18 protein-coding genes and 7 tRNA genes are annotated in these 23,960 nt (G+C 63.6%); 7 read left to right on the top strand and 18 right to left on the bottom strand.

Annotated features, from left to right (window positions below; translation table 11 throughout):
- Nucleotides 1–204 precede the first annotated feature (204 nt).
- The 4 genes from asd to leuC all read right to left on the bottom strand — a co-directional run bounded on the left by asd (nt 205) and on the right by leuC (nt 4,645).
- Nucleotides 205–1,317 carry an aspartate-semialdehyde dehydrogenase gene (asd, locus tag NGM28_RS26895; protein WP_011532916.1) on the bottom strand — a complete coding sequence of 371 codons (1,113 nt, stop codon included), beginning with the start codon at nt 1,315–1,317 and terminating at the stop codon, nt 205–207.
- A gap of 63 nt (nt 1,318–1,380) precedes the next feature.
- Nucleotides 1,381–2,463, bottom strand: coding sequence for a 3-isopropylmalate dehydrogenase (gene leuB, locus NGM28_RS26900; RefSeq protein ID WP_011532915.1), 1,083 nt, complete (start codon nt 2,461–2,463; stop codon nt 1,381–1,383).
- Nucleotides 2,464–2,570: 107 nt separating this feature from the next.
- Complete coding sequence (leuD, locus tag NGM28_RS26905) at nt 2,571–3,215, bottom strand: 3-isopropylmalate dehydratase small subunit (protein ID WP_240067230.1); 645 nt, start codon at nt 3,213–3,215, stop codon at nt 2,571–2,573.
- On the bottom strand, nt 3,212–4,645 hold the full coding sequence (gene leuC / locus NGM28_RS26910) for a 3-isopropylmalate dehydratase large subunit (protein ID WP_252092347.1): 1,434 nt from the start codon (nt 4,643–4,645) through the stop codon (nt 3,212–3,214). Before leuC ends, leuD begins: the two co-directional genes overlap by 4 nt.
- A 130-nt stretch (nt 4,646–4,775) precedes the next feature.
- On the opposite strand from leuC, the gene NGM28_RS26915 reads away from it, so the two are divergent.
- Together NGM28_RS26915 and NGM28_RS26920 are read left to right on the top strand one after the other, a co-directional pair.
- Complete coding sequence (locus NGM28_RS26915; RefSeq protein ID WP_240067232.1) at nt 4,776–5,654, top strand: LysR family transcriptional regulator; 879 nt, start codon at nt 4,776–4,778, stop codon at nt 5,652–5,654.
- Nucleotides 5,655–5,715: 61 nt separating this feature from the next.
- Complete coding sequence (locus NGM28_RS26920) at nt 5,716–9,012, top strand: PAS domain S-box protein (protein ID WP_240067233.1); 3,297 nt, start codon at nt 5,716–5,718, stop codon at nt 9,010–9,012.
- A gap of 169 nt (nt 9,013–9,181) precedes the next feature.
- On the opposite strand, the gene NGM28_RS26925 is transcribed toward NGM28_RS26920, so the two are convergent.
- The 12 genes from NGM28_RS26925 to gltX all read right to left on the bottom strand — a co-directional run bounded on the left by NGM28_RS26925 (nt 9,182) and on the right by gltX (nt 15,422).
- Nucleotides 9,182–9,628 carry an Hsp20 family protein gene (locus NGM28_RS26925; RefSeq protein WP_240067234.1) on the bottom strand — a complete coding sequence of 149 codons (447 nt, stop codon included), beginning with the start codon at nt 9,626–9,628 and terminating at the stop codon, nt 9,182–9,184.
- Between the two features lie 181 nt (nt 9,629–9,809).
- Nucleotides 9,810–10,781, bottom strand: a complete 972-nt coding sequence (locus tag NGM28_RS26930) for a tRNA dihydrouridine synthase (protein WP_252092348.1) — start codon at nt 10,779–10,781, stop codon at nt 9,810–9,812.
- A gap of 53 nt (nt 10,782–10,834) precedes the next feature.
- Entirely contained in the window at nt 10,835–11,269 is a 435-nt protein-coding gene (locus tag NGM28_RS26935) for an acyl-CoA thioesterase (RefSeq protein ID WP_213660178.1), read from the bottom strand.
- A 47-nt stretch (nt 11,270–11,316) separates the two neighbouring features.
- Complete coding sequence (locus NGM28_RS26940) at nt 11,317–12,150, bottom strand: alpha/beta fold hydrolase (protein WP_252092349.1); 834 nt, start codon at nt 12,148–12,150, stop codon at nt 11,317–11,319.
- A 25-nt stretch (nt 12,151–12,175) separates the two neighbouring features.
- Nucleotides 12,176–12,715 carry a TetR/AcrR family transcriptional regulator gene (locus tag NGM28_RS26945; RefSeq protein WP_240067222.1) on the bottom strand — a complete coding sequence of 180 codons (540 nt, stop codon included), beginning with the start codon at nt 12,713–12,715 and terminating at the stop codon, nt 12,176–12,178.
- Nucleotides 12,716–12,886: 171 nt separating this feature from the next.
- Nucleotides 12,887–12,962, bottom strand: a tRNA-Glu gene (locus NGM28_RS26950).
- Between the two features lie 42 nt (nt 12,963–13,004).
- Nucleotides 13,005–13,080: transfer RNA gene (locus tag NGM28_RS26955), tRNA-Ala, on the bottom strand.
- Nucleotides 13,081–13,146: 66 nt separating this feature from the next.
- Nucleotides 13,147–13,222, bottom strand: a tRNA-Glu gene (locus NGM28_RS26960).
- Between the two features lie 42 nt (nt 13,223–13,264).
- Nucleotides 13,265–13,340, bottom strand: a tRNA-Ala gene (locus tag NGM28_RS26965).
- Between the two features lie 52 nt (nt 13,341–13,392).
- Nucleotides 13,393–13,468: transfer RNA gene (locus tag NGM28_RS26970), tRNA-Glu, on the bottom strand.
- Nucleotides 13,469–13,540: 72 nt separating this feature from the next.
- Nucleotides 13,541–13,616, bottom strand: a tRNA-Ala gene (locus NGM28_RS26975).
- A gap of 324 nt (nt 13,617–13,940) precedes the next feature.
- Nucleotides 13,941–15,422, bottom strand: coding sequence for a glutamate--tRNA ligase (gltX, locus tag NGM28_RS26980; protein ID WP_252092350.1), 1,482 nt, complete (start codon nt 15,420–15,422; stop codon nt 13,941–13,943).
- 143 nt (nt 15,423–15,565) lie between these two features.
- On the opposite strand from gltX, the gene NGM28_RS26985 reads away from it, so the two are divergent.
- The gene (locus NGM28_RS26985; protein ID WP_252092351.1) at nt 15,566–16,615 is read left to right on the top strand and encodes an HlyD family secretion protein; all 1,050 of its coding nucleotides are present in this window, start codon (nt 15,566–15,568) and stop codon (nt 16,613–16,615) included.
- Nucleotides 16,605–18,155, top strand: a complete 1,551-nt coding sequence (locus NGM28_RS26990; RefSeq protein WP_240067225.1) for an MDR family MFS transporter — start codon at nt 16,605–16,607, stop codon at nt 18,153–18,155. The genes NGM28_RS26985 and NGM28_RS26990 overlap by 11 nt, the downstream gene beginning before the upstream one ends.
- A 148-nt stretch (nt 18,156–18,303) precedes the next feature.
- Here the strand turns inward: NGM28_RS26990 and uvrB are convergent, their stop codons facing one another.
- Nucleotides 18,304–20,319 (bottom strand): excinuclease ABC subunit UvrB, encoded by a 2,016-nt coding sequence (gene uvrB, locus NGM28_RS26995; RefSeq protein WP_240067226.1) that lies wholly within the window; start codon nt 20,317–20,319, stop codon nt 18,304–18,306.
- A gap of 290 nt (nt 20,320–20,609) precedes the next feature.
- On the opposite strand from uvrB, the gene NGM28_RS27000 reads away from it, so the two are divergent.
- From NGM28_RS27000 to NGM28_RS27010, 3 genes are all read left to right on the top strand, one after another.
- Nucleotides 20,610–21,806: an amino acid aminotransferase gene (locus tag NGM28_RS27000; protein ID WP_252092352.1), complete on the top strand. Its 1,197-nt coding sequence runs from the start codon at nt 20,610–20,612 to the stop codon at nt 21,804–21,806.
- A 62-nt stretch (nt 21,807–21,868) separates the two neighbouring features.
- Nucleotides 21,869–21,944 (top strand) — tRNA-Asn (locus NGM28_RS27005).
- A gap of 127 nt (nt 21,945–22,071) precedes the next feature.
- Nucleotides 22,072–23,316 carry a nucleoside deaminase gene (locus tag NGM28_RS27010; protein ID WP_252092353.1) on the top strand — a complete coding sequence of 415 codons (1,245 nt, stop codon included), beginning with the start codon at nt 22,072–22,074 and terminating at the stop codon, nt 23,314–23,316.
- Between the two features lie 13 nt (nt 23,317–23,329).
- Here the strand turns inward: NGM28_RS27010 and NGM28_RS27015 are convergent, their stop codons facing one another.
- Nucleotides 23,330–23,743, bottom strand: coding sequence for a cupin domain-containing protein (locus NGM28_RS27015; RefSeq protein WP_240067229.1), 414 nt, complete (start codon nt 23,741–23,743; stop codon nt 23,330–23,332).
- Nucleotides 23,744–23,960 lie beyond the last annotated feature (217 nt).

Consider the following 23,960-nt stretch of genomic DNA (forward strand, 5'->3'; position numbering starts at 1 on the left):
CTCTGCGTCTACATAGCAAACGGATATGCAAACCTAACCCAGAACCAACTAACCAACTAACCAACTAACCAACTAACCAACTAACCAACTAACCAACTAACCAACTAACCAACTAACCAGAGCATATCCCAATCACCCGCCCATAAAAAACCCGCACCACTCAAGGCACGGGTTTCTCGAATCAAGCGTCAATTCAACGCCAAATCACCGCTCCAGCAAAATCCGCAGCATGCGACGAAGCGGCTCCGCAGCCCCCCACAGCAGCTGGTCACCCACCGTGAAAGCCCCAAGATACTGCGACCCCATGTTCAGCTTGCGCAGCCGCCCCACAGGCACATTCAGCGTCCCGGTCACATTGGTCGGGCTCAGCTCCTGCATGCTGATCTCACGCTGGTTGGGTACCAGCTTCACCCAAGGGTTGTGCTGGCTGATCAGCCCTTCGATATCGGCCAGCGGTACATCCTTGTTCAGCTTGATGGTCAGCGCCTGGCTGTGGCAACGCATGGCGCCGATGCGCACGCAGATACCGTCGACCGGAATCGGGCTCTTGAAGCGCCCGAGAATCTTGTTGGTCTCGGCCTGGGCCTTCCACTCTTCACGGCTCTGCCCGTTCGGCAGCTCCTTGTCGATCCATGGAATCAGGCTGCCAGCCAGCGGCACGCCGAAGTTCTCGGTCGGGAAGCCCTCGCCACGCATGGTTTCGGCCACCTTGCGGTCGATATCGAGGATGGCGCTGGCCGGGTTGGCCAGGTCATCGGCCACGGCCGCGTGGATACCGCCCATCTGCTTGATCAGCTCACGCATGTTCTGCGCGCCGGCGCCCGAGGCCGCCTGGTAGGTCATGGCGCTCATCCACTCGACCAGGCCCGCTTCGAACAGGCCGCCCAGGCCCATCAGCATCAGGCTGACGGTGCAGTTGCCGCCGATGTAGTTCTTGGTGCCCGCGTCCAGCTGCTGGTCGATGACCTTGCGGTTGACCGGGTCGAGGATGATCACCGCATCATCCTGCATGCGCAGCGAGGAAGCGGCGTCGATCCAGTAACCCTGCCAGCCGGCTTCACGCAGCTTGGGGAAGACTTCGTTGGTGTAGTCGCCACCCTGGCAGGTCAGGATCACGTCGAGGGTCTTGAGCTCTTCAATGCTGTAGGCGTCCTTCAGCGGGGCAATGTCCTTGCCCACGGCAGGGCCTTGGCCACCCACATTGGAGGTGGTGAAGAACACCGGCTCGATCAGGTCGAAGTCCTGCTCTTCGAGCATCCGCTGCATGAGCACGGAACCGACCATTCCACGCCAACCGATCAGACCTACACGTTTCATCGCAACTACACCTTTGCTAAAAGTGGGCCGCCACCGGGAGTTTTTGGTGGCGGGCCAGAGAGATTACAGATTCCGCAGCGCTGCGACTACTGCGTCGCCCATTTCCTGCGTACCGACCTTGGTGCAACCGGCCGACCAGATGTCACCGGTGCGCAGGCCCTGGTCGAGCACCAGGCTCACGGCCTGCTCGATGGCTTCGGCGGCGGCCGACTGGTTGAAGCTGTAGCGCAGCATCATCGACACCGAGAGGATGGTCGCCAGCGGGTTGGCGATGCCCTGCCCGGCGATGTCCGGGGCCGAGCCGTGGCACGGCTCGTACATGCCCTTGTTGTCGGCGTCCAGCGATGCCGATGGCAGCATGCCGATCGAGCCGGTGAGCATGGAAGCCTCATCCGACAGGATGTCGCCGAACATGTTGTCGGTCACCACTACGTCGAACTGCTTGGGTGCGCGCACCAACTGCATCGCGGCATTGTCGACGTACATGTGGCTGAGCTCGACGTCCGGGTAGTCCTTGGCCACCTCCTCCACCACTTCGCGCCACAGCTGGCTGGAAGCCAACACGTTGGCCTTGTCCACCGAGCACAGCTTCTTGCCACGCACGCGGGCCATGTCGAAACCGACACGGGCAATGCGGCGCACTTCGCTTTCGCTGTACGGCAGGGTGTCGTAGGCCTGGCGCTCGCCGCCTTCCAGCTCGCGCTGGCCGCGTGGCGCGCCGAAGTAGATGCCGCCGGTGAGCTCACGGACGATGAGGATGTCCAGGCCAGAAACGATCTCAGGCTTGAGCGACGAGGCATCGGCCAGTTGCGGATAGAGGATCGCCGGGCGCAGGTTGGCGAACAGGCCCAGTTGCGAACGGATCTTCAGCAGGCCGCGCTCCGGGCGGATGTCACGCTCGATCTTGTCCCACTTCGGGCCGCCCACGGCGCCCAGCAGCACGGCGTCGGCCTGGCGCGCGCGCTCGAGGGTCTCGTCGGCCAATGGCACACCATGCTTGTCGATGGCCGCGCCACCGATCACGTCGTGGGCGAGGCTGAAGCCGAGCTGGAACTTGTCATTGGCCAGTTCCAGCACCTTGACCGCCTCGGCCATGATTTCCGGGCCGATGCCATCACCTGGGAGAATCAGAATCTGCTTGCTCATGCTTTCCTCGTATCCAATCAAGCGGCGCGCCCTGTCGGCGCGCCGAAAAATCCGGCCCGGCATCGTAGCTCACAATCGCCACGCGATGCCGGGCAAACCGCAATCACTCAAGCGTCGCGGAACAACCAGGGCTGGCTGGCGCGGTGCTTGCCCTCGAACACCTTGATCGCCTCACTGTCCTGCAGCGTGAGGCCGATATCGTCCAGGCCATTGAGCAGGCAATGCTTGCGGAACGCGTCGATCTCGAACTTCAACACCTTGCCATCCGGGCGGGTCACCGCCTGGGCTTCGAGGTCGATGGTCAGCTGGTAGCCCGGGTTGGCCTCGACCTGCTTGAACAACTCGTCGACTTCGTCAGCGTCGAGAATGATCGGCAACAAGCCGTTCTTGAAGCTGTTGTTGAAGAAGATATCGGCGAAACTGGGTGCGATCACGCTGCGGAAACCGTACTCATCGAGCGCCCAAGGGGCGTGCTCGCGACTTGAACCGCAGCCAAAGTTCTCACGGGCCAGCAATACACTGGCGCCCTGGTAACGCGCGTGGTTAAGCACGAAGTCCTGGTTCAGCGGGCGCTTGCTGTTGTCCTGGTAAGGCTGGCCGACGTCAAGGTAGCGCCACTCGTCGAACAGGTTGGGGCCGAAACCGGTGCGCTTGATCGACTTCAGGAACTGCTTGGGGATGATCTGGTCGGTGTCGACGTTGGCGCGATCCAATGGCGCGACCAAGCCGATGTGCTGGGTAAAGGCTTTCATGCTGCGCTCCCTTGGATCAACTCGCGGACATCGATGAAGTGGCCGGTCACCGCGGCGGCGGCGGCCATGGCTGGGCTGACCAGGTGGGTGCGGCCACCGGCGCCCTGGCGGCCCTCGAAGTTGCGGTTGGAAGTGGACGCGCAATGCTCGCCACTCTCCAGGCGGTCCGGGTTCATCGCCAGGCACATCGAACAGCCCGGTTCACGCCATTCGAAACCGGCCTCGAGGAAGATCTTGTCCAGCCCTTCGCGCTCGGCCTGGGCCTTGACCAGGCCCGAGCCCGGCACCACCAACGCCTGCTTGACGTTGGCGGCGACCTTGCGGCCCTTGGCGATCTCGGCGGCGGCGCGCAGGTCTTCGATGCGCGAGTTGGTGCACGAGCCGATGAACACGCGGTCGAGCTTGATGTCGGTGATCGCCTGGTTGGCGCTCAGGCCCATGTACTTGAGGGCGCGCTCGATCGAGCCACGCTTGATCAGGTCGGCCTCGGCGGCCGGGTCCGGCACACGTTGGTCGACGGCCAGGACCATCTCCGGCGAAGTGCCCCAGCTGACCTGCGGCTTGATCTGCGCGGCGTCCAGCTCGACCACGGTGTCGAACACGGCGTCAGCGTCGGATACCAAGCCCTTCCAGCTGGCGACGGCCTGCTTCCACTGCTCGCCCTTCGGCGCATAGGGACGGCCTTCGACGTAGTTCACGGTGGTGTCGTCGACCGCCACCAGGCCCACACGGGCGCCCGCCTCGATGGACATGTTGCAGATGGTCATGCGGCCTTCCATCGACAACTCACGGATGGCGCTGCCGGCGAACTCCATGGCGTGGCCATTGCCACCCGCGGTGCCGATCTTGCCGATCACGGCGAGGACGATGTCCTTGGCGGTGACGCCGACAGGCAATTGGCCCTCGACGCGCACCAGCATGTTCTTCATTTTCTTGGCCACCAGGCACTGGGTGGCGAGCACGTGCTCGACCTCGGAAGTGCCGATGCCATGGGCCAGGGCGCCGAAAGCGCCGTGGGTGGAGGTGTGCGAGTCGCCGCAGACCACGGTCATGCCCGGCAAGGTGGCGCCCTGCTCGGGGCTGATGACGTGGACGATGCCCTGGCGCTCGTCGTTCATCTTGAATTCGACGATGCCATATTCGTCACAGTTCTCATCGAGGGTCTGCACCTGCAGGCGCGACACCTCGTCGACGATGGCCTCGATACCGCCCTTGCGCTCCGGCGTGGTCGGCACGTTGTGGTCGGGGGTGGCGATGTTGGCGTCGATGCGCCAGGGCTTGCGGCTGGCCAGGCGCAGGCCCTCGAAGGCCTGGGGCGACGTCACTTCGTGGATGATGTGGCGATCGATGTAGATCAAGGACGAGCCGTCATCGCGGCGCTTGACCTCATGGGCGTCCCAGAGTTTGTCGTAGAGCGTTTTGCCAGCCATCAGACTGTTCCTCATCAGCGTCTTTCTATGCCAAAGACCCCTTGGCTTGTACGGACGATCCTATGGCGATAGATTGAATAACTCAAATTCATAATTTTCATGCTTTGCATAACCATCAGGAATTCTAAAGATGGACCTCGCCAACCTCAGTGCATTCATCGCCATTGCCGAAACCGGCAGCTTTTCCGGGGCCGGCGAACGCCTGCACCTGACCCAGCCGGCCATCAGCAAACGCATCGCCGGGCTCGAACAGCAACTGGACGTACGCCTGTTCGACCGTCTGGGCCGCGAAGTCACCCTGACCGAGGCCGGCCGCGCCCTGCTGCCACGCGCCTACCAGATCCTCAATGTACTGGATGATACCCGCCGTGCCCTGACCAACCTGACCGGCGAGGTGACCGGTCGTCTCACCCTGGCCACCAGCCACCATATCGGCCTGCACCGCCTGCCGCCGCTGTTGCGCGCCTTCACCCGCCAGTACCCCGCGGTGGCGCTGGACATCCAGTTCCTCGATTCAGAAGCGGCCTACGATGAAATCCTCCATGGCCGTGCGGAAATCGCCGTGATCACCCTGGCCCCGGAGCCTCATCACCTGGTCCGCGCCGTCCCGGTATGGGACGACGCGCTGGACTTCGTGGCCGCGCCGGAACACCCGCTGGCCAGCAACGGCCAGGTCGACCTGGCCGATGTCGCCCGCCACCCTGCGGTGTTCCCGGGTGGCAACACCTTCACCCACCATATTGTCCAGCGCCTGTTCGAAAGCCAGGGCCTGACGCCGAACATCGCCATGAGCACCAACTACCTGGAAACCATCAAGATGATGGTGTCCATCGGCCTGGCGTGGAGTGTGCTGCCACGTACTATGCTCGATGAGCAGGTCGCGCCCATCGCCCTGCCCGGCATACAGCTGTCACGCCAGCTAGGCTACATATTGCATACCGAACGCACGCTGTCGAACGCGGCCAGGGCCTTCATGGCCCTGCTCGACAGCCATGCCGGGTCCGCCTGACCGGCCGTCTGCACGGCGTTACATCCACAAGGACGCGTTTTTCGCCAAAGGTCTGGTACCGATGCCCAAATCAGCAAACCGCTTTCCGCGCCTGCCACGCATCCCCGCCGCCGATCCCCAGGAGTCGGAACAGGCCTGGCAGAACGCGCCGCAACTGCTGGCCGCACTCAATGGCGCGCGCCTGGGTGCCTGGCTGTGGGATATCGAGAGCGGCCGGGTCAGCTGGTCGCGGGGCACCCAGGCGTTGTTCGGCTTCGACCCGCAGCGCCCGCTGCCCGCCGAGGTCGACTACCTCGACCTGCTGCCGGAAGAAGACCGCGCCCGTACCCGCCAGGCCTTCCAGGCGGTAGTCAATGGCGAGCCGGTCGAGCAGGCCATGCGCCATCGCATCCGCTGGCCGGACGGCAGCGTGCACTGGCTGGAGATCAACGGCAGCCTGACCCATGACGCCAATGACCGGCCGCAGATGATCGGGGTCATTCGCGAAATCAGCCGCCAGCGGGAGCGGGAAACCGCGCTGATCAACTCGGAAAAGCGTTTTGCCACCCTCTTCCACCTCAGCCCCAACGCCATCCTGCTCACCCGCCGCCAGGACGGCATGATCTTCGAGGTCAACCAGCATTTCGAGCACATGTTCGGCTGGCCTGGCGCACAGGTGGTGGGCAAGACCAGCCTGGAGCTGGGCCTGTGGGTCAATCCCGAGCAACGCTTCCAGGTGCTGGAGGCCACCCGCGCCGGCAGCGGGCCGCTGATCATGGAGGTGCAGTTCCGCGCCACCAGCGGCAAGGTCCACGATGGCATCCTGTGCACCCAGGGCATCGAGCTGGAAGGCGTCACCTTCCTGATCAGCACCTTCGTCGACACTACCGAGCGCAAGCGCGCCGAACAAGCCCTCAAGGACAGCCAGGAGCGCCTCGACCTGGCCCTGGACTCCGCACAGCTGGGCACCTGGGACTGGCACATCCCCAGCGGCATGCTCTATGGCTCGGCCCGCGCCGCCCAGTTGCACGGGCTGGCCCCGGTGCCCTTCCACGAATCGTTCGACGCTTTCTTCGAGGGCGTGCCCGAAGACGAACGCAACGTCATGCGCCAGGCCTACCGCAGCCTGCGCGAGGGCCCGGCCGGCAACTACCAGATCACCTACCAGGTACAGCTGGAAAACGGCACCACGCGCTTTATCGAAAGCCGCGCGCGGCTGTACCGCGACGAGCACGGCAACCCGCTGCGCATGGCCGGCACCCTGCTCGACATCACCGACCAGGTGGAGCGCGAGCAGCGCCTGAGCGCCTCCGAAGAGAAATTCGCCAGCCTGTTCCAGGTCAGCCCCGACCCGATCTGCGTGACCCGCCAGGACACCGGCCAGTTCATCGAGATCAACCCGGCCTTCAGCCAGACCTTCGGCTGGGAAACCGACCAGGTCATCGGCCGCACCGCCGAAGAGCTCGGCCTGTGGGCCGAGTCATCGGAACGCGCCCAACGCATCGAACGGGTGATCCGCGACCAGGCCCTGAGCAACGTCGCGGTCGGGGTCAACCACCGCAACGGCACGCCACTGACCTGCGTGATCTCCAGCCGCCTGATCAGCGTCGACAACCAGCCCTGCAGTGTCACCACCCTGCGCGACATCACCCAGCAGCAGCGCGCCGAGGCGGCGCTCAAGGCCAGCGAGGAGAAGTTCGCCAAGGCCTTCCACTCCAGCCCCGACGCCATCATCATCACCGAGCGCCAGAGCGGCTGCTACCTGGAAGTCAACGACGGCTTCTGCCGCCTGACCGGCTACAGTGCCGCCGAGGTGGTGGGGCGCAGCGTCTACGACATCGGCATCTGGGCCGACGACAAGCAGCGCGCGGCCCTGCTCAACGAGCTGCGCGAGCGTGGCCGGGTGCATCACCGCGAGATGCTCGGGCGCAACAAGCGCGGCGACATCCTCACCGTCGAGGTGTCGGTGGAGCCGATCAGCCTCAATGAAACCGACTGCCTGCTGCTCACCGCCCGCGATGTCAGCCTGCTGAAGAACGCCCAGGCGCAGATCCGTCACCTGGCCTACCACGACCCCCTGACCAACCTGCCCAACCGGGCACTGCTGATGGACCGCCTGAGCCAGCAGATCGCCCTGCTCAAGCGCCACAACCTGCGCGGCGCCCTGCTGTTCCTCGACCTCGACCACTTCAAGCACATCAACGACTCGCTTGGCCACCCGGTGGGCGACACCGTGCTGAAGATCATCACCGCCCGCCTGGAGGCCAGCGTGCGCCTGGAAGATACCGTGGCGCGCCTGGGCGGCGACGAATTCGTGGTGCTGCTCAGCGGCCTGGAAGGCAGCCGCGAGCTGGTGGAAAGCAAGGTGCGCGAGCTGGCCGACACCTTGCGCGAGCTGCTGGCCGAACCCATGTCGCTGGACGGCCAGCGCCTGCAGGTGACCCCGAGCATCGGCGTGGCGCTGATCCCCGACCACGGCGCGACCCCCGCCGACCTGCTCAAGCGCGCCGATATCGCCCTGTACCGGGCCAAGGACTCCGGGCGCAACACCACCCAGCTGTTCCACAGCACCATGCAAAAAGCCGCCAGCGAACGCCTGCGCATGGAGAACGACCTGCGCCTGGCCCTGGCCCGGGGCGAGCTGGCCCTGCACTTCCAACCCCAGGTCGACGCCCGCGACAACCGCATCGTCGGCGCCGAAGTGCTGCTGCGCTGGCATCACCCGCAACTGGGCCAGCAGCCGCCGGCGCAGTTCATCCAGGTGCTCGAGGAGAGCGGCCTGATCCTCGAAGTGGGCAGCTGGATCCTCGACGAAGCCTGCGACGCCTGCGCCCGCATGCTCGAAGACAGCCTGATCGATGCCGACGACTTCAGCCTGTGCGTCAATATCAGCCCGCGGCAGTTCCGCCAGAACGACTTCGTCGAGCGGGTGTTGCGCAGCCTCGACGATTACCGCCTGCCGCGACGCATGCTCACCCTGGAGATTACCGAAGGCATCGTCATCCAGAACCTGGAAGACACCATCAGCAAGATGCGTGAACTCAAGCGCTACGGGGTGAGTTTCGCCATGGATGACTTTGGTACTGGCTATTCGTCGCTCACCTACCTCAAGCGCCTGCCGGTGGATGCGCTGAAGATCGACCAGACCTTCGTGCGCGATGCGCCAGTCGACCCCAACGACGCCGAGATCGTCCGCGCCATCGTGGCCATGGCCCGCAGCCTGGAGCTGGCGGTGATCGCCGAGGGCGTGGAACTGACCGAGCAGCTGGAGTTCCTCGAACGGCTGGGTTGCCACCTGTACCAGGGCTACCTGCACAGCCGGCCACTGCCGCTGCCGGAGTTTCGCCAGATGCTGCTGGAGGCGCCGGCGGATTACTGAAATGCGCAACACCCTGTGTAGGAGCGGCTTCAGCCGCGATCACCCGCGCAAGCGGGTGCCAGGGCTGCGGCGCCTGCATCGCGGCTGAAGCCGCTCCTACAGAGGACAGCAGGTTCGCGGAAATACAAAAAGGGCACCCGAAGGTGCCCTTTCTTTCATGCCGCCGAACTCAGTTCAGCGCAGGCTTGTCGCCATTGATCGGGATGCGCTTGGCCTTGGCCTCTTCCGGCACCACGCGCAGCAGCTCGATGCTGAGCAAGCCGTTGGCCAGGCCCGCGCCCTTGACCTCGATATGGTCGGCCAGGCGGAACGACAGCTTGAAGGCGCGCTGGGCGATGCCCTGGTGCAGGTAGGTGACCCCTGCCGCGCCGTTGTTTTCGCGCTTGCCGCCGGTCACGGTCAGGACGCCTTTCTCGACCTGCAGGTCGAGGTCGTGCTCCTGGAAGCCGGCTGCGGCAACCACGATGCGATAGTGGTCTTCACCGTGCTTTTCCACGTTGTAGGGCGGGTAGCTGCTACCGGCCTCGTTACGGGCGGCGGCTTCGAACAGGTCGTTGAAACGGTCGAAACCCACGGAATTGCGGAAAAGTGGTGCGAGAGAGAAAGCGGTAGTCATGGTCATGAACTCCTGAGATTCAGCAAGTTAAGTCACTACGCGACCCGACTTCGGCATCGCGTACTCAAGAGATATGGCCGGACCATGGGCTTTCAAGGGGCGTAAGAAAAATTTCTACCAGGTTCGCCGGCAAGCCGGCTCCTACGGGATCGCGGTAGGAGCCGGCTTGCCGGCGAACCTTTCAGGCGACACATTCTTCACGCACCGGCATATCGCCCCCCAGCAAACGACTGATCCGCTGGCAATCATCCTCACGACGCAGCTCGGCGAACAACACCACCGCTTCGGGGTAACTGCGCGTCAGCATTGCCAGCCACTGCTTCATCCGCCCCGGCGCATAACGCGGCGACAGCTTGTCCTGGGCCTGGCGCCAGAACTCACGCAGCAGCGGCAACAGGTCGTCCCACCCCATCGGCTGGTACTCCACGCCATCACGGGCCGCCGCAATCTGCAACGCCAGGTCCGGCCGGGAAACCAATCCGCGCCCCAGCATGATGTCCGTGGCGCCACTGACCTCGCGGCAGCGCCGCCAGTCATCGACGGTCCAGATCTCGCCATTGGCGAACACCGGCACCTTGACCACATCCTGTACCCGCGCCACCCATTCCCAGTGCGCCGGCGGCTTGTAGCCCTCGACCTTGGTCCGGGCATGCACCACAAGATGCTCGGCACCGCCCTCAGCCAGGGCCGTGGCGCAATCCAGGGCGCCATCCGGGGTTTCGAAACCCAGGCGCATCTTGGCGGTCACCGGGATATGCGCCGGCACCTGGCGGCGCACTTCGCGCACGATGGCGTGCAGCAGCTCAGGCTCCTTGAGCAACACCGCCCCGCCGCGGGACTTGTTCACCGTCTTGGCCGGGCAGCCGAAGTTCAGGTCGATCACCGGCGCACCCAGCTCGCAGGCCAGCACCGCGTTCTCGGCCAGGCATACCGGGTCCGAACCGAGCAATTGCACACGCATCGGCACGCCTGCCGCAGTGCGCGCGCCCCGGCGTAGCTCAGGGGCGAGCTTGTCGAACGAAGACGCCGGCAACAGGCGGTCGCAGACCCGGATGAACTCGGTGACGCACCAGTCGATGCCCCCCACCCGGGTCAGGACGTCGCGCAGGATGTTGTCGACCAGCCCCTCCATCGGGGCCAGGGCAATTTGCATGGAAGTGTCTCGGTACGAAAAAGGGCGGCAGTCTAGCAAAAAACCGCCCCGCTTCAGTTGCCGATCAGCGCCGGGCCATAACCGTCGAGGAACTCCGCCGGCATGCGCCGGGGCTTGCCGCTGGACAGCTCGATACAGGCGAAGGTGGTCTGCGCGCGCAGCAGCGTGACGCCATCGCTCGGGCGCTTGAGCTGGAAGCGGCGGGTCATGCGCAGGCGCTGGTCCCAATCGATGATCCAGGTGGCCAGTTGCAGCTCATCGTCCTCATAGGCTGCGGCCAGATAGTCGATCTCGTGGCGGACCACCGCCATGGCGCGGTCAAGGCGCCGGTACTCGGCCAGGTCCAGCCCCAGGCGCTGCGAATGGCGCCAGGCACAGCGCTCCAGCCAGGTAACGTACACGGCATTGTTGGCGTGGCCGAGGCCATCGATATCCTCGTTGCCGACGCGCAGGTCGATGACGAATGGTGCTGCCAGATCCCAGCTCATGCCCGCTCCCACAGGGTATTGGTGAACGGGCAGAGTGTAACGGAAGCTCAGGCGCTTTGCCGCACGCGCTGGGTGGAGCGCGCCAGCAGTTCCAGCACCGCCTGGCCCAGGCGCGGGTCGGCCAGCACCCGCAGATGGCCGCCCGCCTCCAGCATCAGCAGGCGGCTGTCGAACCAGGCCTTGTGGATAAGCGGCGCCTCGCTGGCCGACACCAGGGTATCGTCCTCGGCATGTACCACCAGACCCGGCAGGTCCAGCTGGTAACCACTGACATCCAGGCGCGCCACCTGGATGCCGACATCCCGCTCCACCTGGCGAATGAACGCCGCCCGCGCCCGCGCCGGCAACCCCAGGTGCCGGGCAAAACCGCGCAGCACGCCCAGCAATTGGGCCGGCGCGGCGATGCTCACCGCCGCCTCCGTGCGCAAGCCCCATTGCAAGGCCAGCATCAGGCTGGCGCCGCCCATCGAATGGCCGACCACCGCGCGCAAGGGTGGCAGTTCGGCGGCAGCCTCCAGCAACGCCCGGGCAAACAGCACGACATGGGCCTGATTACCCGGCGAATGACCATGGCCTGGCCCTTCGAGGGAAACCACGGTGTAACCAGCGTCGACCAGGGTTTCGATCAAGGCGGCGAACTGGGTCGGCCGCCCTTCCCAACCGTGCATCAACAGCACGGTCGGCCCCTGCCCCCAACGCAGCGCCGACAGCCCGAAGCGCAGGGTGATGCGCTCGGCCCGCGCCAGCAACGGTAGCTCCCAGGGCTTGGGCGGCAGCGTGCGCGGGGTCATGAAGGCCCGGCGCATCTTGCCGGCGACATGCTCGGGGACCAGGTGGCCAAGGGTGCCGTTGACGCCACGAATCCAGCTCAGGGTACTCATCGCCTTGCTCCAGGGGACAGGTTGTTCAGATCACCGCCGACTTGGCGGCACGCAGGACACGGTCGGACAGCTCACCCGGCCCGAGCGCCCGAGCCACGGCCAGGCCGCCCACCATCAGGGCGAAGTCGGCCAGGGCCTTGTCGATGTCTTCGGGGCGGTCGACCATTTGCGCGGTCATCAACTCGATATGTTCGGCCAGCACCTCGCGGAATGCCGGCGGCAAGCGTTGCATTTCACCAATCGCGCTGGGGATCGGGCAGGCCTGTACCTCGGCGTCGCGATGCTTGCGCGACAGGTAGAAGGCAGCCGCCAGGGCCCGGCGCTCGGCGCCATCCAGGCTTGGGTCGACCTTGGCCAGCAATCCACGACGCTCGCCCAGCAACTGCCGGAACGCCTCGAGCATGAGCTCGTCCTTGCTGTCGAAGTGGGCGTAGAAGCCCCCTACCGTCAAACCCGCGGCGCCCATCACCTGGCTGACACTCGGGTCAGCCGGGCCATGCTGGATCAAGGCGCTGCGGGCGGCTTCGAGAATCCGCTCACGGGTCTTGCTCTTCTTGTCGCTCATGGCTCACCTCAAATATTATGATCAACATATTATGATCATAATATTTTATGGCAAGCGCTATTTGCACCCGCTGAGAGGGGGATCGAAAAATGTCTGGAGGGCAGAAAAAACAAAAGGCCCATTCAATAATCGAATGAGCCTTATAAGTCCCGCAAAACGCGGGTAAAAAATTGGCGTCCCCTAGGGGACTCGAACCCCTGTTACCGCCGTGAAAGGGCGGTGTCCTAGGCCACTAGACGAAGGGGACTTGACCTTCGTGCCGGGTCGCTTTCACGAACCGTGGCGGAAATGGTGGAGCTAAGCGGGATCGAACCGCTGACCTCCTGCATGCCATGCAGGCGCTCTCCCAGCTGAGCTATAGCCCCGAGTAAAACAAAAGGCTCATCCATCTGATGATGAGCCTTTCAACTCCCGCAAAACGCGGGTAAAAGTGGCGTCCCCTAGGGGACTCGAACCCCTGTTACCGCCGTGAAAGGGCGGTGTCCTAGGCCACTAGACGAAGGGGACGTAACCTTCGTGCCGATCCGTTTTCACGAACCGCGGCAAAATTGGTGGAGCTAAGCGGGATCGAACCGCTGACCTCCTGCATGCCATGCAGGCGCTCTCCCAGCTGAGCTATAGCCCCAGATTTCTAGCCTCTCGGCCCAGCGATATCTGAAACATCGCTTGTGCAAAACTGGCGTCCCCTAGGGGACTCGAACCCCTGTTACCGCCGTGAAAGGGCGGTGTCCTAGGCCACTAGACGAAGGGGACGAACCTTCTTACCTTCAAGACCCGTTTGCTGGAACCGGTCTTGCCTGGCAGCTTTTGCTACCAGTCGGAATTTGGTGGAGCTAAGCGGGATCGAACCGCTGACCTCCTGCATGCCATGCAGGCGCTCTCCCAGCTGAGCTATAGCCCCACAATGTCGCTTTGAACCGAAGCGCTGGCTGGGTGCCTGGCATTTCGTTTTCGTTCATCGCTGTGGACGGGGCGCATATTAAGATCGGATTGCAGGGCTGTCAAACGAATTTTTGAAAAAATTCAAAATTTTTTTCACAGATAACAATCACTTACCGCCCTGCCCCGATAATTCGGAGCGCCGCCGCCATGTAGGAGCGGCCTTGTGCCGCGAAAGGGCCGCATGGCGGCCCCAGCGTTTCATGCACTGATGCTGACATCCAGGGACCGCTTTATGGTCCTTTCGCGGCACAAGGCCGCTCCTACAGGATCGGTGAAAGCCGGATCAGGCGATATTCGCCAGCAGCTTTTCCCATTCCTTGTTTTCTTTCTTCGACACACCACCGAGCAGGTCAATGGCCTGGCGCAGGCGGTAGCGGGTCAGGTCAGGGCCGAGGATTTCCATGGCGTCGAGCACCGACACCGAGCTGGCCTGTCCAGTGATGGCGGCGAACATCAGCGGCATGGCATCACGCAACTTGAGCTCCAGCGACTCGACGACGGCCTGGATGCAGCCGGTAATTCGGTCCTTCTCCCACTGGCGCAGGCTTTCCAGCTTCCACAGGATCAGTTGCATCACCTGGCGTACCTGGTCGGCCGACAGTTTCTTGCTCTCGAACAGTTTTGCATCGAGCTTTAGCGCGCCTTCGAAGAAGAAGCCACCCAGCGGCGCGACCTGGCTGAAGGTCTCGACCCGGCCCTGTACGTGCGGGGCGATCTTCATCATGTAGTCACTGTTGAAGGCCCACTTCTGCACGCGCGCGGCGAACTCTTCCACCGGCAGCTCACGCAGCCACTGGCCGTTCAGCCAGGAGAGCTTCTCGATGTCGAAGATCGGGCCGCCCAGGGAGATGCGCGACAGGTCGAAATGCTCGACCATTTCCGCCAGCGAGAACTTCTCGCGCTCGTCCGGCATCGACCAGCCCATGCGGCCCAGGTAGTTGAGCATGGCTTCGGGCATGAAGCCCATGCGCTCGTAGAAGGTCACCGAGGTCGGGTTCTTGCGCTTCGACAGCTTGCTCTTGTCGGGGTTGCGCAGCAACGGCATGTAGCACAGCTTAGGCTGCTCCCAACCGAAGTACTCGTACAGCTTGATCAGCTTGGGCGCCGACGGCAGCCACTCTTCACCGCGCAGCACGTGGGTGATGCCCATCAGGTGGTCATCGACCACGTTGGCCAGGAAGTACGTCGGCAAGCCGTCGTTCTTCATCAGCACCTGCATGTCCATGCGGTCCCATGGGATCTCGACATCGCCACGGAGCATGTCCGGCACCACGCAGATGCCTTCGCTCGGCACCTTCATGCGGATCACGTGCGGCTCGCCAGCCGCCAGGCGACGCTGCACTTCCTCGTCGCTCAGCAGCAGGGCACGACCGTCATAGCGCGGGGTTTCGCCACGGGCCATCTGCTCGGCGCGCATCTGCTCCAGCTCTTCGGCGGTACAGAAGCAGTAGAAGGCATGGCCGGCCTCGACCAGTTCCTTGGCGTACTTGGCGTAGATCTCGCCACGCTCGCTCTGCCGGTACGGGCCGTGCGGGCCGCCGACGTCAGGGCCTTCGTTCCACTCGATGCCGAGCCAACGCAGGGCGTCGAAGATCTGCTGCTCCGACTCGCGAGTGGAGCGCAACTGGTCGGTGTCTTCGATCCGCAGGATGAACTCACCGCCGTGCTGCTTGGCAAAGCAGTAGTTGAACAGGGCGATGTAGGCGGTGCCGACATGGGGGTCGCCAGTGGGCGATGGCGCGATACGCGTGCGAACGGTGGTCATTGGGAGTCTCGAACGAAGATTGAAACAAAGGCTGGATGTTAGCAGGGAGCGGGCACCGGGCTCCAGCAATGGCGCTATCGTCACTTGTGACGGCGCCGGCTGCCGCTGTTAAATTTGCTTACATTTCTGGAATCCTGGTCCCCATGCCCGCCCAACTCAAACGCCGCCTGCTGATCTTCATCACCCTGGTGCTGCTCGTCGGCCTTGGCTTCCTCGCCCACTGGTACTTCAAGGGGCGCTTCTACGAAAGCACCGACAATGCCTATGTTCAAGGCGAGATCACGCGTATTTCCAGCCAGCTGGGGGCGCGTATCGATGAGGTGCAGGTGGAGGACAACCAGCACGTCAACAAAGGCGACCTGCTGGTGCGCCTGGAGGCCGCCGACTTCGAACTGGCCATCGAGCGCGCCCGTGCCGCCCTGGCCACCCGCGAGGCCGAACGGGTGCAAGCGCAGAGCCGCCTGACCCAGCAAGGCAGCCTGATCGCCGCCGGCCAGGCCCAGGTCGCCGCCAGCCAAGCCACCCTCGATCGCTCGCAGCTCGACCTGAACCGCGCCGAGGCCCTGCGCAAGCCCGGTTTCATCTCTGAAGAGCGGGTCACCACCCTGTCGGCAGACAGCCATGTCGCCCGCTCCCAGGTCGACAAGGCCCAGGCCGACCTCAAAGGCCAGCGCCAGCAGGTTGATGCCCTGACCGCAGAACTCAAGCGCCTCGACGCACAGATCGCCAATGCCCGCGCCGACCTGGCTCAGGCTGAGCTCAATTTGACCCGTTGCGAGATCCACGCGCCGATCAGCGGCACCATTGGCCAGCGCAGTGCGCGCAACGGCCAGGTGGTGCAGGCCGGCGCCTACCTGTTGTCGATCGTCCCCGACGAAGCCATCTGGGTACAAGCCAACTTCAAGGAAACCCAGATTGGCAGGATGCGCCCCGGCCAACACGCCGAACTGGTGTTCGACAGCTATCCCGACACCCCCATCGAAGGCCGCGTGAACAGCCTGTTCGCCGCCTCCGGCGCCCAGTTCAGCCTGCTGCCACCGGACAACGCCACCGGCAACTTCACCAAGGTGGTGCAGCGCATTCCGGTCAAGCTGACCTTCGCCGCCGACAACCCGCTGCATGGCCGAATCCGCCCAGGCATGTCGGTCACCGCCACAGTCGACCTGCGTAATGGGGATGCGGATGGCCGGTGACCAGCTCCTGCGGCCCACCGCCGAGCCAACCCGGCGCGACTGGATCGCGGTAATGAGCGTGATGCTTGGCGCCTTCATGGCGGTGCTGGACATCCAGATCACCAACTCCTCGCTCAAGGACATCCAGGGCGCGCTGTCGGCGACCCTGGAGGAAGGCTCGTGGATCTCCACCTCCTATCTGGTGGCGGAGATCATCATGATCCCGCTGACCGCGTGGTTGGTGCAGTTGCTTTCAGCCCGGCGCCTGGCGGTGTGGGTTTCGCTGGGGTTTCTGCTGTCGTCGCTGCTGTGCTCGATGGCCTGGAACCTGGAGAGCATGATCGTGTTCCGCGCCCTGCAGGGGTTCACCGGTGGCGCGCTGATTCCCCTGGCCTTTACCCTCACCTTGATCAAGCTGCCCGAACACCATCGCGCCAAGGGCATGGCCATGTTCGCCATGACGGCCACCTTCGCGCCCTCCATCGGCCCGACACTGGGCGGCTGGCTGACCGAGAACTGGGGCTGGGAGTACATCTTCTACATCAACATCCCGCCCGGGTTGGTCATGATCGCCGGCCTGCTCTACGGGCTGGAAAAGAAAGCAGCCCACTGGGAATTGCTGAAAAGCACCGATTACGCCGGCATCGTCAGCCTGGGCATTGGCTTGGGCTGCCTTCAGGTTTTCCTGGAGGAAGGCCATCGCAAGGACTGGCTCGAATCGAGCCTGATCGTGGGCCTTGGCACCACCGCCCTGCTCAGCCTGATCCTGTTCGTGATCCTGCAGTTCTCCCGCCCTCACCCGCTGATCAACTTGCGCATCCTCGGTAACCGAAACTTCGGCCTGTCGAGCATCGCCAGCCTGGGCATGGGGGTCGGACTGTACGGCTCGATCTACCTGCTGCCGTTGTACCTGGCGCAGATCCAGGGCTATAACGCCCTGCAGATTGGCGAGGTGATCATGTGGATGGGCGTGCCGCAGTTGTTCCTGATCCCGCTGGTACCGCTGCTGATGAAGGTGATCCCGCCCAAAGTACTGTGCGCCCTGGGCTTCTGCCTGTTCGGCCTGGCCAGTTTCAGCTCGGGGGTGCTCAACCCGGATTTCGCCGGCCCACAGTTCAACCAGATCCAAGTGATCCGCGCCCTTGGCCAACCCATGATCATGGTGACCATCTCGCTGATCGCCACGGCCTTCATACAACCGCAGGACGCGGGGTCGGCATCGAGCCTGTTCAATATCCTGCGCAACCTCGGTGGCGCCATTGGAATCGCGCTGCTGGCGACGTTACTGGATGCGCGGACCAAGGTGTATTTCGACTACCTGCGCGAGGCGCTGGTGCCGAGCAACCCGCAGGTGGCGGAGCGATTGGCGCAGTTGGGCGAGCGATTGGGGAATGACACGGCGGCGCTGGCCAAGCTGAGCGAGATCACCCATCAGCAAGCGCTGATCATGGCGTACAACGATGCCTTCCACTTTGTCGGGATCGGCTTGGCGGTGAGCATGCTGGCGGTGTTGCTGACCAGGAAGTTGCCGCAAGGGCTGAAGGCAGGGGAAGCGCATTAGTTTGCAATCTGCCTGTTTGTAGGAGCGGCTTCAGCCGCGATGCAGGCAACGCGGTACCTGGCACCCGCTTTGCGGGTGATCGCGGCTAAAGCCGCTCCTACAGGGGTGGCGCCAAATCAATGAGTACGGTTGGCGAACCTGGGATGGATCAACCGGTAATCAGGCGCTCACGCAATTGCCCGATCTCGTCGCGCAACTGCGCCGCGGCCTCGAATTCCAGGTCGCGGGCGAACTGGAACATTTTCTCTTCCAACTGCTTGATGCGCTTGGTGATCTGCGCCGGCGTCTGCAACTCGACCTCGTAGCGCCCAGCCTCTTCCGCCGCCTTGGCCATGCCCTTGCGCTTCTTGCTGCGCGCACCTGGCACGGTGGCACCTTCCATGATGTCGGTGATGTCCTTGACCACGCCCTTGGGCACGATGCCGTTGGCCGTGTTGAAAGCGATCTGCTTCTCGCGCCGCCGTTCGGTCTCGTCGATGGCACGCTGCATGGAGCCGGTGATGTTGTCGGCGTAGAGGATCGCCTTGCCGTTGAGGTTGCGCGCGGCGCGACCGATGGTCTGGATCAGCGAGCGCTCGGAGCGCAGGAAGCCTTCCTTGTCGGCGTCGAGGATGGCTACCAGCGACACTTCGGGCATGTCCAGGCCCTCGCGCAGCAGGTTGATACCCACCAACACGTCGAACGTGCCCAGGCGCAGGTCGCGGATGATCTCCACACGCTCGACGGTGTCGATGTCCGAGTGCAGATAGCGTACCCGCACATCGTGGTCGGCCAGGTAGTCGGTGAGGTCCTCGGCCATGCGCTTCGTCAGCGTGGTGGCCAGTACCCGCTCTCCCTGGGCGACGCGCTTGCCGATCTCCGAGAGCAGATCGTCGACCTGGGTGAGCGCCGGGCGCACCTCGACCTGCGGGTCGACCAAGCCGGTGGGACGCACCACCTGCTCCACCACCCGCCCGGCATGCTCGGCCTCGTAAGGGCCGGGCGTGGCGGACACGAAGATGGTCTGCGGGCTGACCGCCTCCCATTCATCAAAACGCATTGGCCGGTTATCCAGCGCCGACGGCATGCGGAAGCCGTACTCCACCAGCGTCTCCTTGCGCGAGCGGTCCCCCTTGTACATGGCCCCGACCTGGGGAACGCTGACGTGGGACTCGTCGATCACCAGCAACGCATCATCAGGCAGGTAGTCGTAAAGCGTCGGCGGCGGCGCGCCGGCGGGCCGACCCGAAAGGTAGCGTGAGTAGTTTTCGATGCCGTTGCAGTAACCCAGCTCGAGAATCATCTCAAGGTCGAAGCGGGTACGCTGCTCGAGCCGCTGCGCCTCCACCAGTTTGTTGTTCCGATGCAGGTATTCCAGGCGTTCCTTGAGCTCTTCCTTGATACCCTCGACCGCCTCCAGCAGCGTCTCGCGTGGCGTCACGTAGTGCGATTTGGGGTAGAAGGTGAAGCGCGGCAACTTGCGGATGACTTCACCGGTCAGCGGATCGAACGCGGCGATGTTCTCCACCTCGTCGTCGAACAGCTCGATACGGATGGCTTCAAGGTCAGATTCAGCCGGGAAGACGTCAATCACGTCGCCGCGCACGCGGAAGGTGGCGCGGGCGAAATCCATCTCGTTGCGGGTGTACTGCAGGTCGGTCAGACGGCGCAGCAGGGCACGCTGGTCGAGCTTGTCGCCGCGGTCGACGTGCAGGACCATCTTCAGGTAAGTCTCGGGACTACCCAGGCCATAGATGCACGAAACGGTGGTGACGATGATCGCGTCGCGCCGCTCGAGCAGCGCCTTGGTCGCCGACAGGCGCATCTGCTCGATGTGGTCGTTGATCGAGGCGTCCTTCTCGATGAAGGTGTCCGACGACGGCACGTAGGCTTCGGGCTGGTAGTAGTCGTAGTACGAAACGAAGTACTCGACCGCGTTGTTCGGGAAGAATGCCTTGAATTCGCCATACAACTGGGCGGCCAGCGTCTTGTTGGGGGCCAGCACCATCGTTGGGCGCTGCACCTGCTGGATGACATTGGCGATGCTAAAGGTCTTGCCCGAACCGGTCACCCCGAGCAGGGTCTGGTGCGACAGGCCGGCGTCGATGCCCTCGACCATCTGGCGGATGGCTTCAGGCTGGTCGCCGGCCGGCTGGAATCGGGTGACGAGCTGGAACTCGGACATGACGAACCTCGTGGATGTCGCGGCAACTGTAAATTTAGCCAGTAGTCTATACCCAAATGCGGCGTGCGGGCGCGGGATTCAAGCCCGACCTGTGAGCGCTCATGACAATGGACCGGGCAAATCGACCAATGGTCGAAAAATATTTGCGCAAACAGCCGTAAAAGCTGCGCCAGACTGTCGCAGTGACCGATCGGTATCACTATACTGACTCCCCGTTTGTGCACCGCTTCAGTGCATTCGGCTGGAGCGTGGCGACCCCTATCACTCTCCTATTCAGAGCCAAGGTAACAATGAGCCTGTTTTCCGCAGTCGAGCTGGCACCCCGCGACCCCATCCTGGGCCTCAACGAAGCATTCAACGCCGACCCACGCACTGACAAAGTCAACCTGGGCGTAGGCGTCTACTGCAATGAGGAAGGCCGCATCCCGCTGCTGCGCGCGGTGATCGAAGCCGAAACCGCCCGTGCCGCCCAGCACGCCTCCCGCGGCTACCTGCCGATCGACGGCATCGCCCAGTACGATCAGGCCGTGCAGAAGCTGATCTTCGGTAAAGCGTCGCCGCTGCTGGCCGAAGGCCGCGTGGTCACCGTGCAGGCTGTCGGCGGTACCGGCGCTCTGAAGATCGGTGCCGACTTCCTCAAGCGCCTGCAGCCAGGCGCCGTGGTCGCCATCAGCGACCCGAGCTGGGAAAACCACCGCGCCCTGTTCGAAACCGCTGGTTTCCCGGTGCAGACCTACCGCTACTACGATGCAGCCAGCCACGACGTCAACCGCGCCGGCATGCTCGAGGACCTGAACAAGCTGCCGTCCGGCTCGATCATCGTCCTGCACGCCTGCTGCCACAACCCGACCGGCGTCGACCTGTCGCTGGACGACTGGAAGAACGTGCTGGAAGTGGTCAAGGCCAAAGGCCACGTGCCCTTCCTCGACATGGCCTACCAGGGCTTCGGCGCCGGCATTGCCGAAGACGCCTTCGCCGTGCGTCTGTTCGCCGAGTCGGGCCTGGAGTTCTTCGTCTCCAGCTCGTTCTCCAAATCGTTCTCGCTGTATGGCGAGCGCGTCGGCGCCCTGTCGATCGTCACCGGCTCCAAAGACGAAAGCACCCGCGTGCTGTCGCAGGTCAAGCGCGTGATCCGCACCACCTACTCCAACCCACCGACCCACGGCGCCAGCATCGTCGCCGCCGTGCTCAACAGCCCCGAGCTGTGCCAGATGTGGGAAACCGAGCTGGCCGAAATGCGCGAGCGCATCCACGGCATGCGCAAGCAGATGGTCCAGCTGCTGGCCGAATACGGTGCCAACCGTGACTTCAGCTTCGTCGGCCGCCAGTGCGGCATGTTCTCCTACTCGGGCCTGACCGTGGAGCAGGTGACCCGCCTGAAGAACGAGTTCGGCATCTATGCACTGGACACCGGCCGCATCGCGGTCGCCGCGCTGAACCAGAGCAACATCCACGTGGTCACCAAGGCCATCGTCGAAGTGCTGTAACTGCTTGATTGTCTTGGGGGAAGCTTGACTTCCCCCAAGCAAGCGGTAAGATGCGCACAGATTCCGCGATAGCTCAGTCGGTAGAGCAAATGACTGTTAATCATTGGGTCCCTGGTTCGAGTCCAGGTCGCGGAGCCAAACACTGAAAACCTCCAGATGCGCAAGCACTGGAGGTTTTTTCTTTTGTGCCCCGCCTTCTTGTGTTCCCCCTCCCCTGGACTATCGTCAGCGTGCGCATCCGGCGCAGCAACGACAGGGAGTCATCATGGATAGCACACGCAATGCCCAAGAGGCTGTGGAACGTGTTGCCGACCAGGCCATCCTGGCCGCCCAGCAAGGCACGTTCGCAGTAGGCGGCTGCATCATCGAGAACGCCACCGGCAAAGTATTGGTAAGCATGCACAACAATGTGTTGCAGCCCTACCCCGGCAGCAATGCGCAACCGCCCTTCCTGCCCCACGACCCGACGGCCCACGGCGAACGGCAACTGGTGCAGTGGTATTACGACAACCGGCACGAACTGAAGCTGCCCGAGCCCAACAAGCTGACCGTGGTGACCACACTGGACCCCTGCGCGATGTGCGCAGGCTCGCTGCTGACCGCTGGCTTCAATGTGGCCGTCAGCGCCATCGACACCTATGCCGGGGTCAACTACAACAGCCAGTTCGACTTCCCCACCTTCCCACCCGCCTTGCGGCAAAAGGCGCAGGCGAGCTGGGGCTACTACGCGGTGGACGCCCCCATCAACCGCCCGTATCAGGGCTCGCAAGGCCCCGTCTACGCGAATCAGAAAGTCGACGCCCGGGTGTTCAGCCTGACCGGCTCGATCTTCGACGCCAGCGTCAATACGGTGCGCGAGGCGAGCAACAACAGTGGCCTGCCGCCTTCCGAACTGAAGAACCCGGCGACACTGCCAGCCACCAGCGCAGTTCGTCAGGCACTGACCAAGCTCAGCAAATGGGCGCTGACCGTGCAAAGCGACAACCCGCGCATGCCCGGCGTGGAGCTGGCCAAGCCACTGACCGAGACCGCCGCGGCATCCGACAGAACCAACGCAGTGGCATTGCTCGACCCGTTCGGCAACCTGCTGGCCTGCCTGGGCGGCCAAGAGGACCAGTCACCCATTCGCACGGCGTTCATGGAAACGACGCGCCAGTACGCCCTGATGCGCTGGACCCTGATGAACGACAACAACCCGCAGGTGCGCGCCGAGGCAGAGCAATACCTGACCCACCCCAAGTACGGCACCTTCGTGTTCCTGTACATCCCGGACCCGAGCACCAGCGAAGCGGTGATGACCTTCGGCGCCTATGGTTCGACCATGGAAGGGCCGGTGCCTCAGTCGTTCCCGTCCAATCTGCAATATGTGTTGCTGCATGACGGCGTCACCTCGCAGGCTGTGGCGCAACTGGCGCAGAAGCTGCCGCCCTTCTACACCCAGAGCGTGCAGGTAGCCCCCAGCCAGGTGCTGGACCAGGGCCTGATCAACGCAGCAAAGCAAGCGCTGTAACGCCTGCGATCGCTTAACGGGACAGGGGCTCGGTCACTGGCCGCCCCTCGTCCACCAGGCTCCATACCAGCAGCTTGGCTGGCTGGGTCTTGCTGGCGTTGCGTGAAACGCTGTGCACAGTGCCTGGGGCCTCATACCAGAACTCTCCTGCCTTGTAGGTCTTCTCCGGCTCGTCGTTGAGTTTCGATGTCACCGCCCCTTCCAGAACGTAGGCCATGACCGCACCCGGGTGCTGATGGGCGGGTGACGCCTGGCCGGGAGCGTAGCTGACCGTCAGCATCACCGCTTTCTTGCCCGGAGCGTTGGTGGGCAGTTGTTCCTGGAGGATCTTGACCTGATCGGGTTTGTCACCGTGGGCCCAGGTGGTCGAAATCGGTGCCAGCAAGCCTAACGCCAGCAGGGCAACGGGAAGGTGGATAGATCGCATGAGGGCTTCTCCTGTGGTGTGTGCCAGCAGGTTAAGCCCAAGACGGCGAGCGACAAACGGCCAATTCGGTGAAAAAGCGGGAGGCCGATTGCCTGCTTGTACTAGGGTGCTACCAGCCAACCCAACCAGATAGCCATATCCCGGGAACATGCCCCACAGGTGTCGGTTGGCTTTGGCTTTGGCTTTGGCGATCAAGAGATTAGCGGCACCTTCAGCT

The organism is Pseudomonas sp. MWU13-3659 (assembly GCF_023757525.1).
Taxonomy (GTDB): domain Bacteria; phylum Pseudomonadota; class Gammaproteobacteria; order Pseudomonadales; family Pseudomonadaceae; genus Aquipseudomonas; species Aquipseudomonas entomophila_E.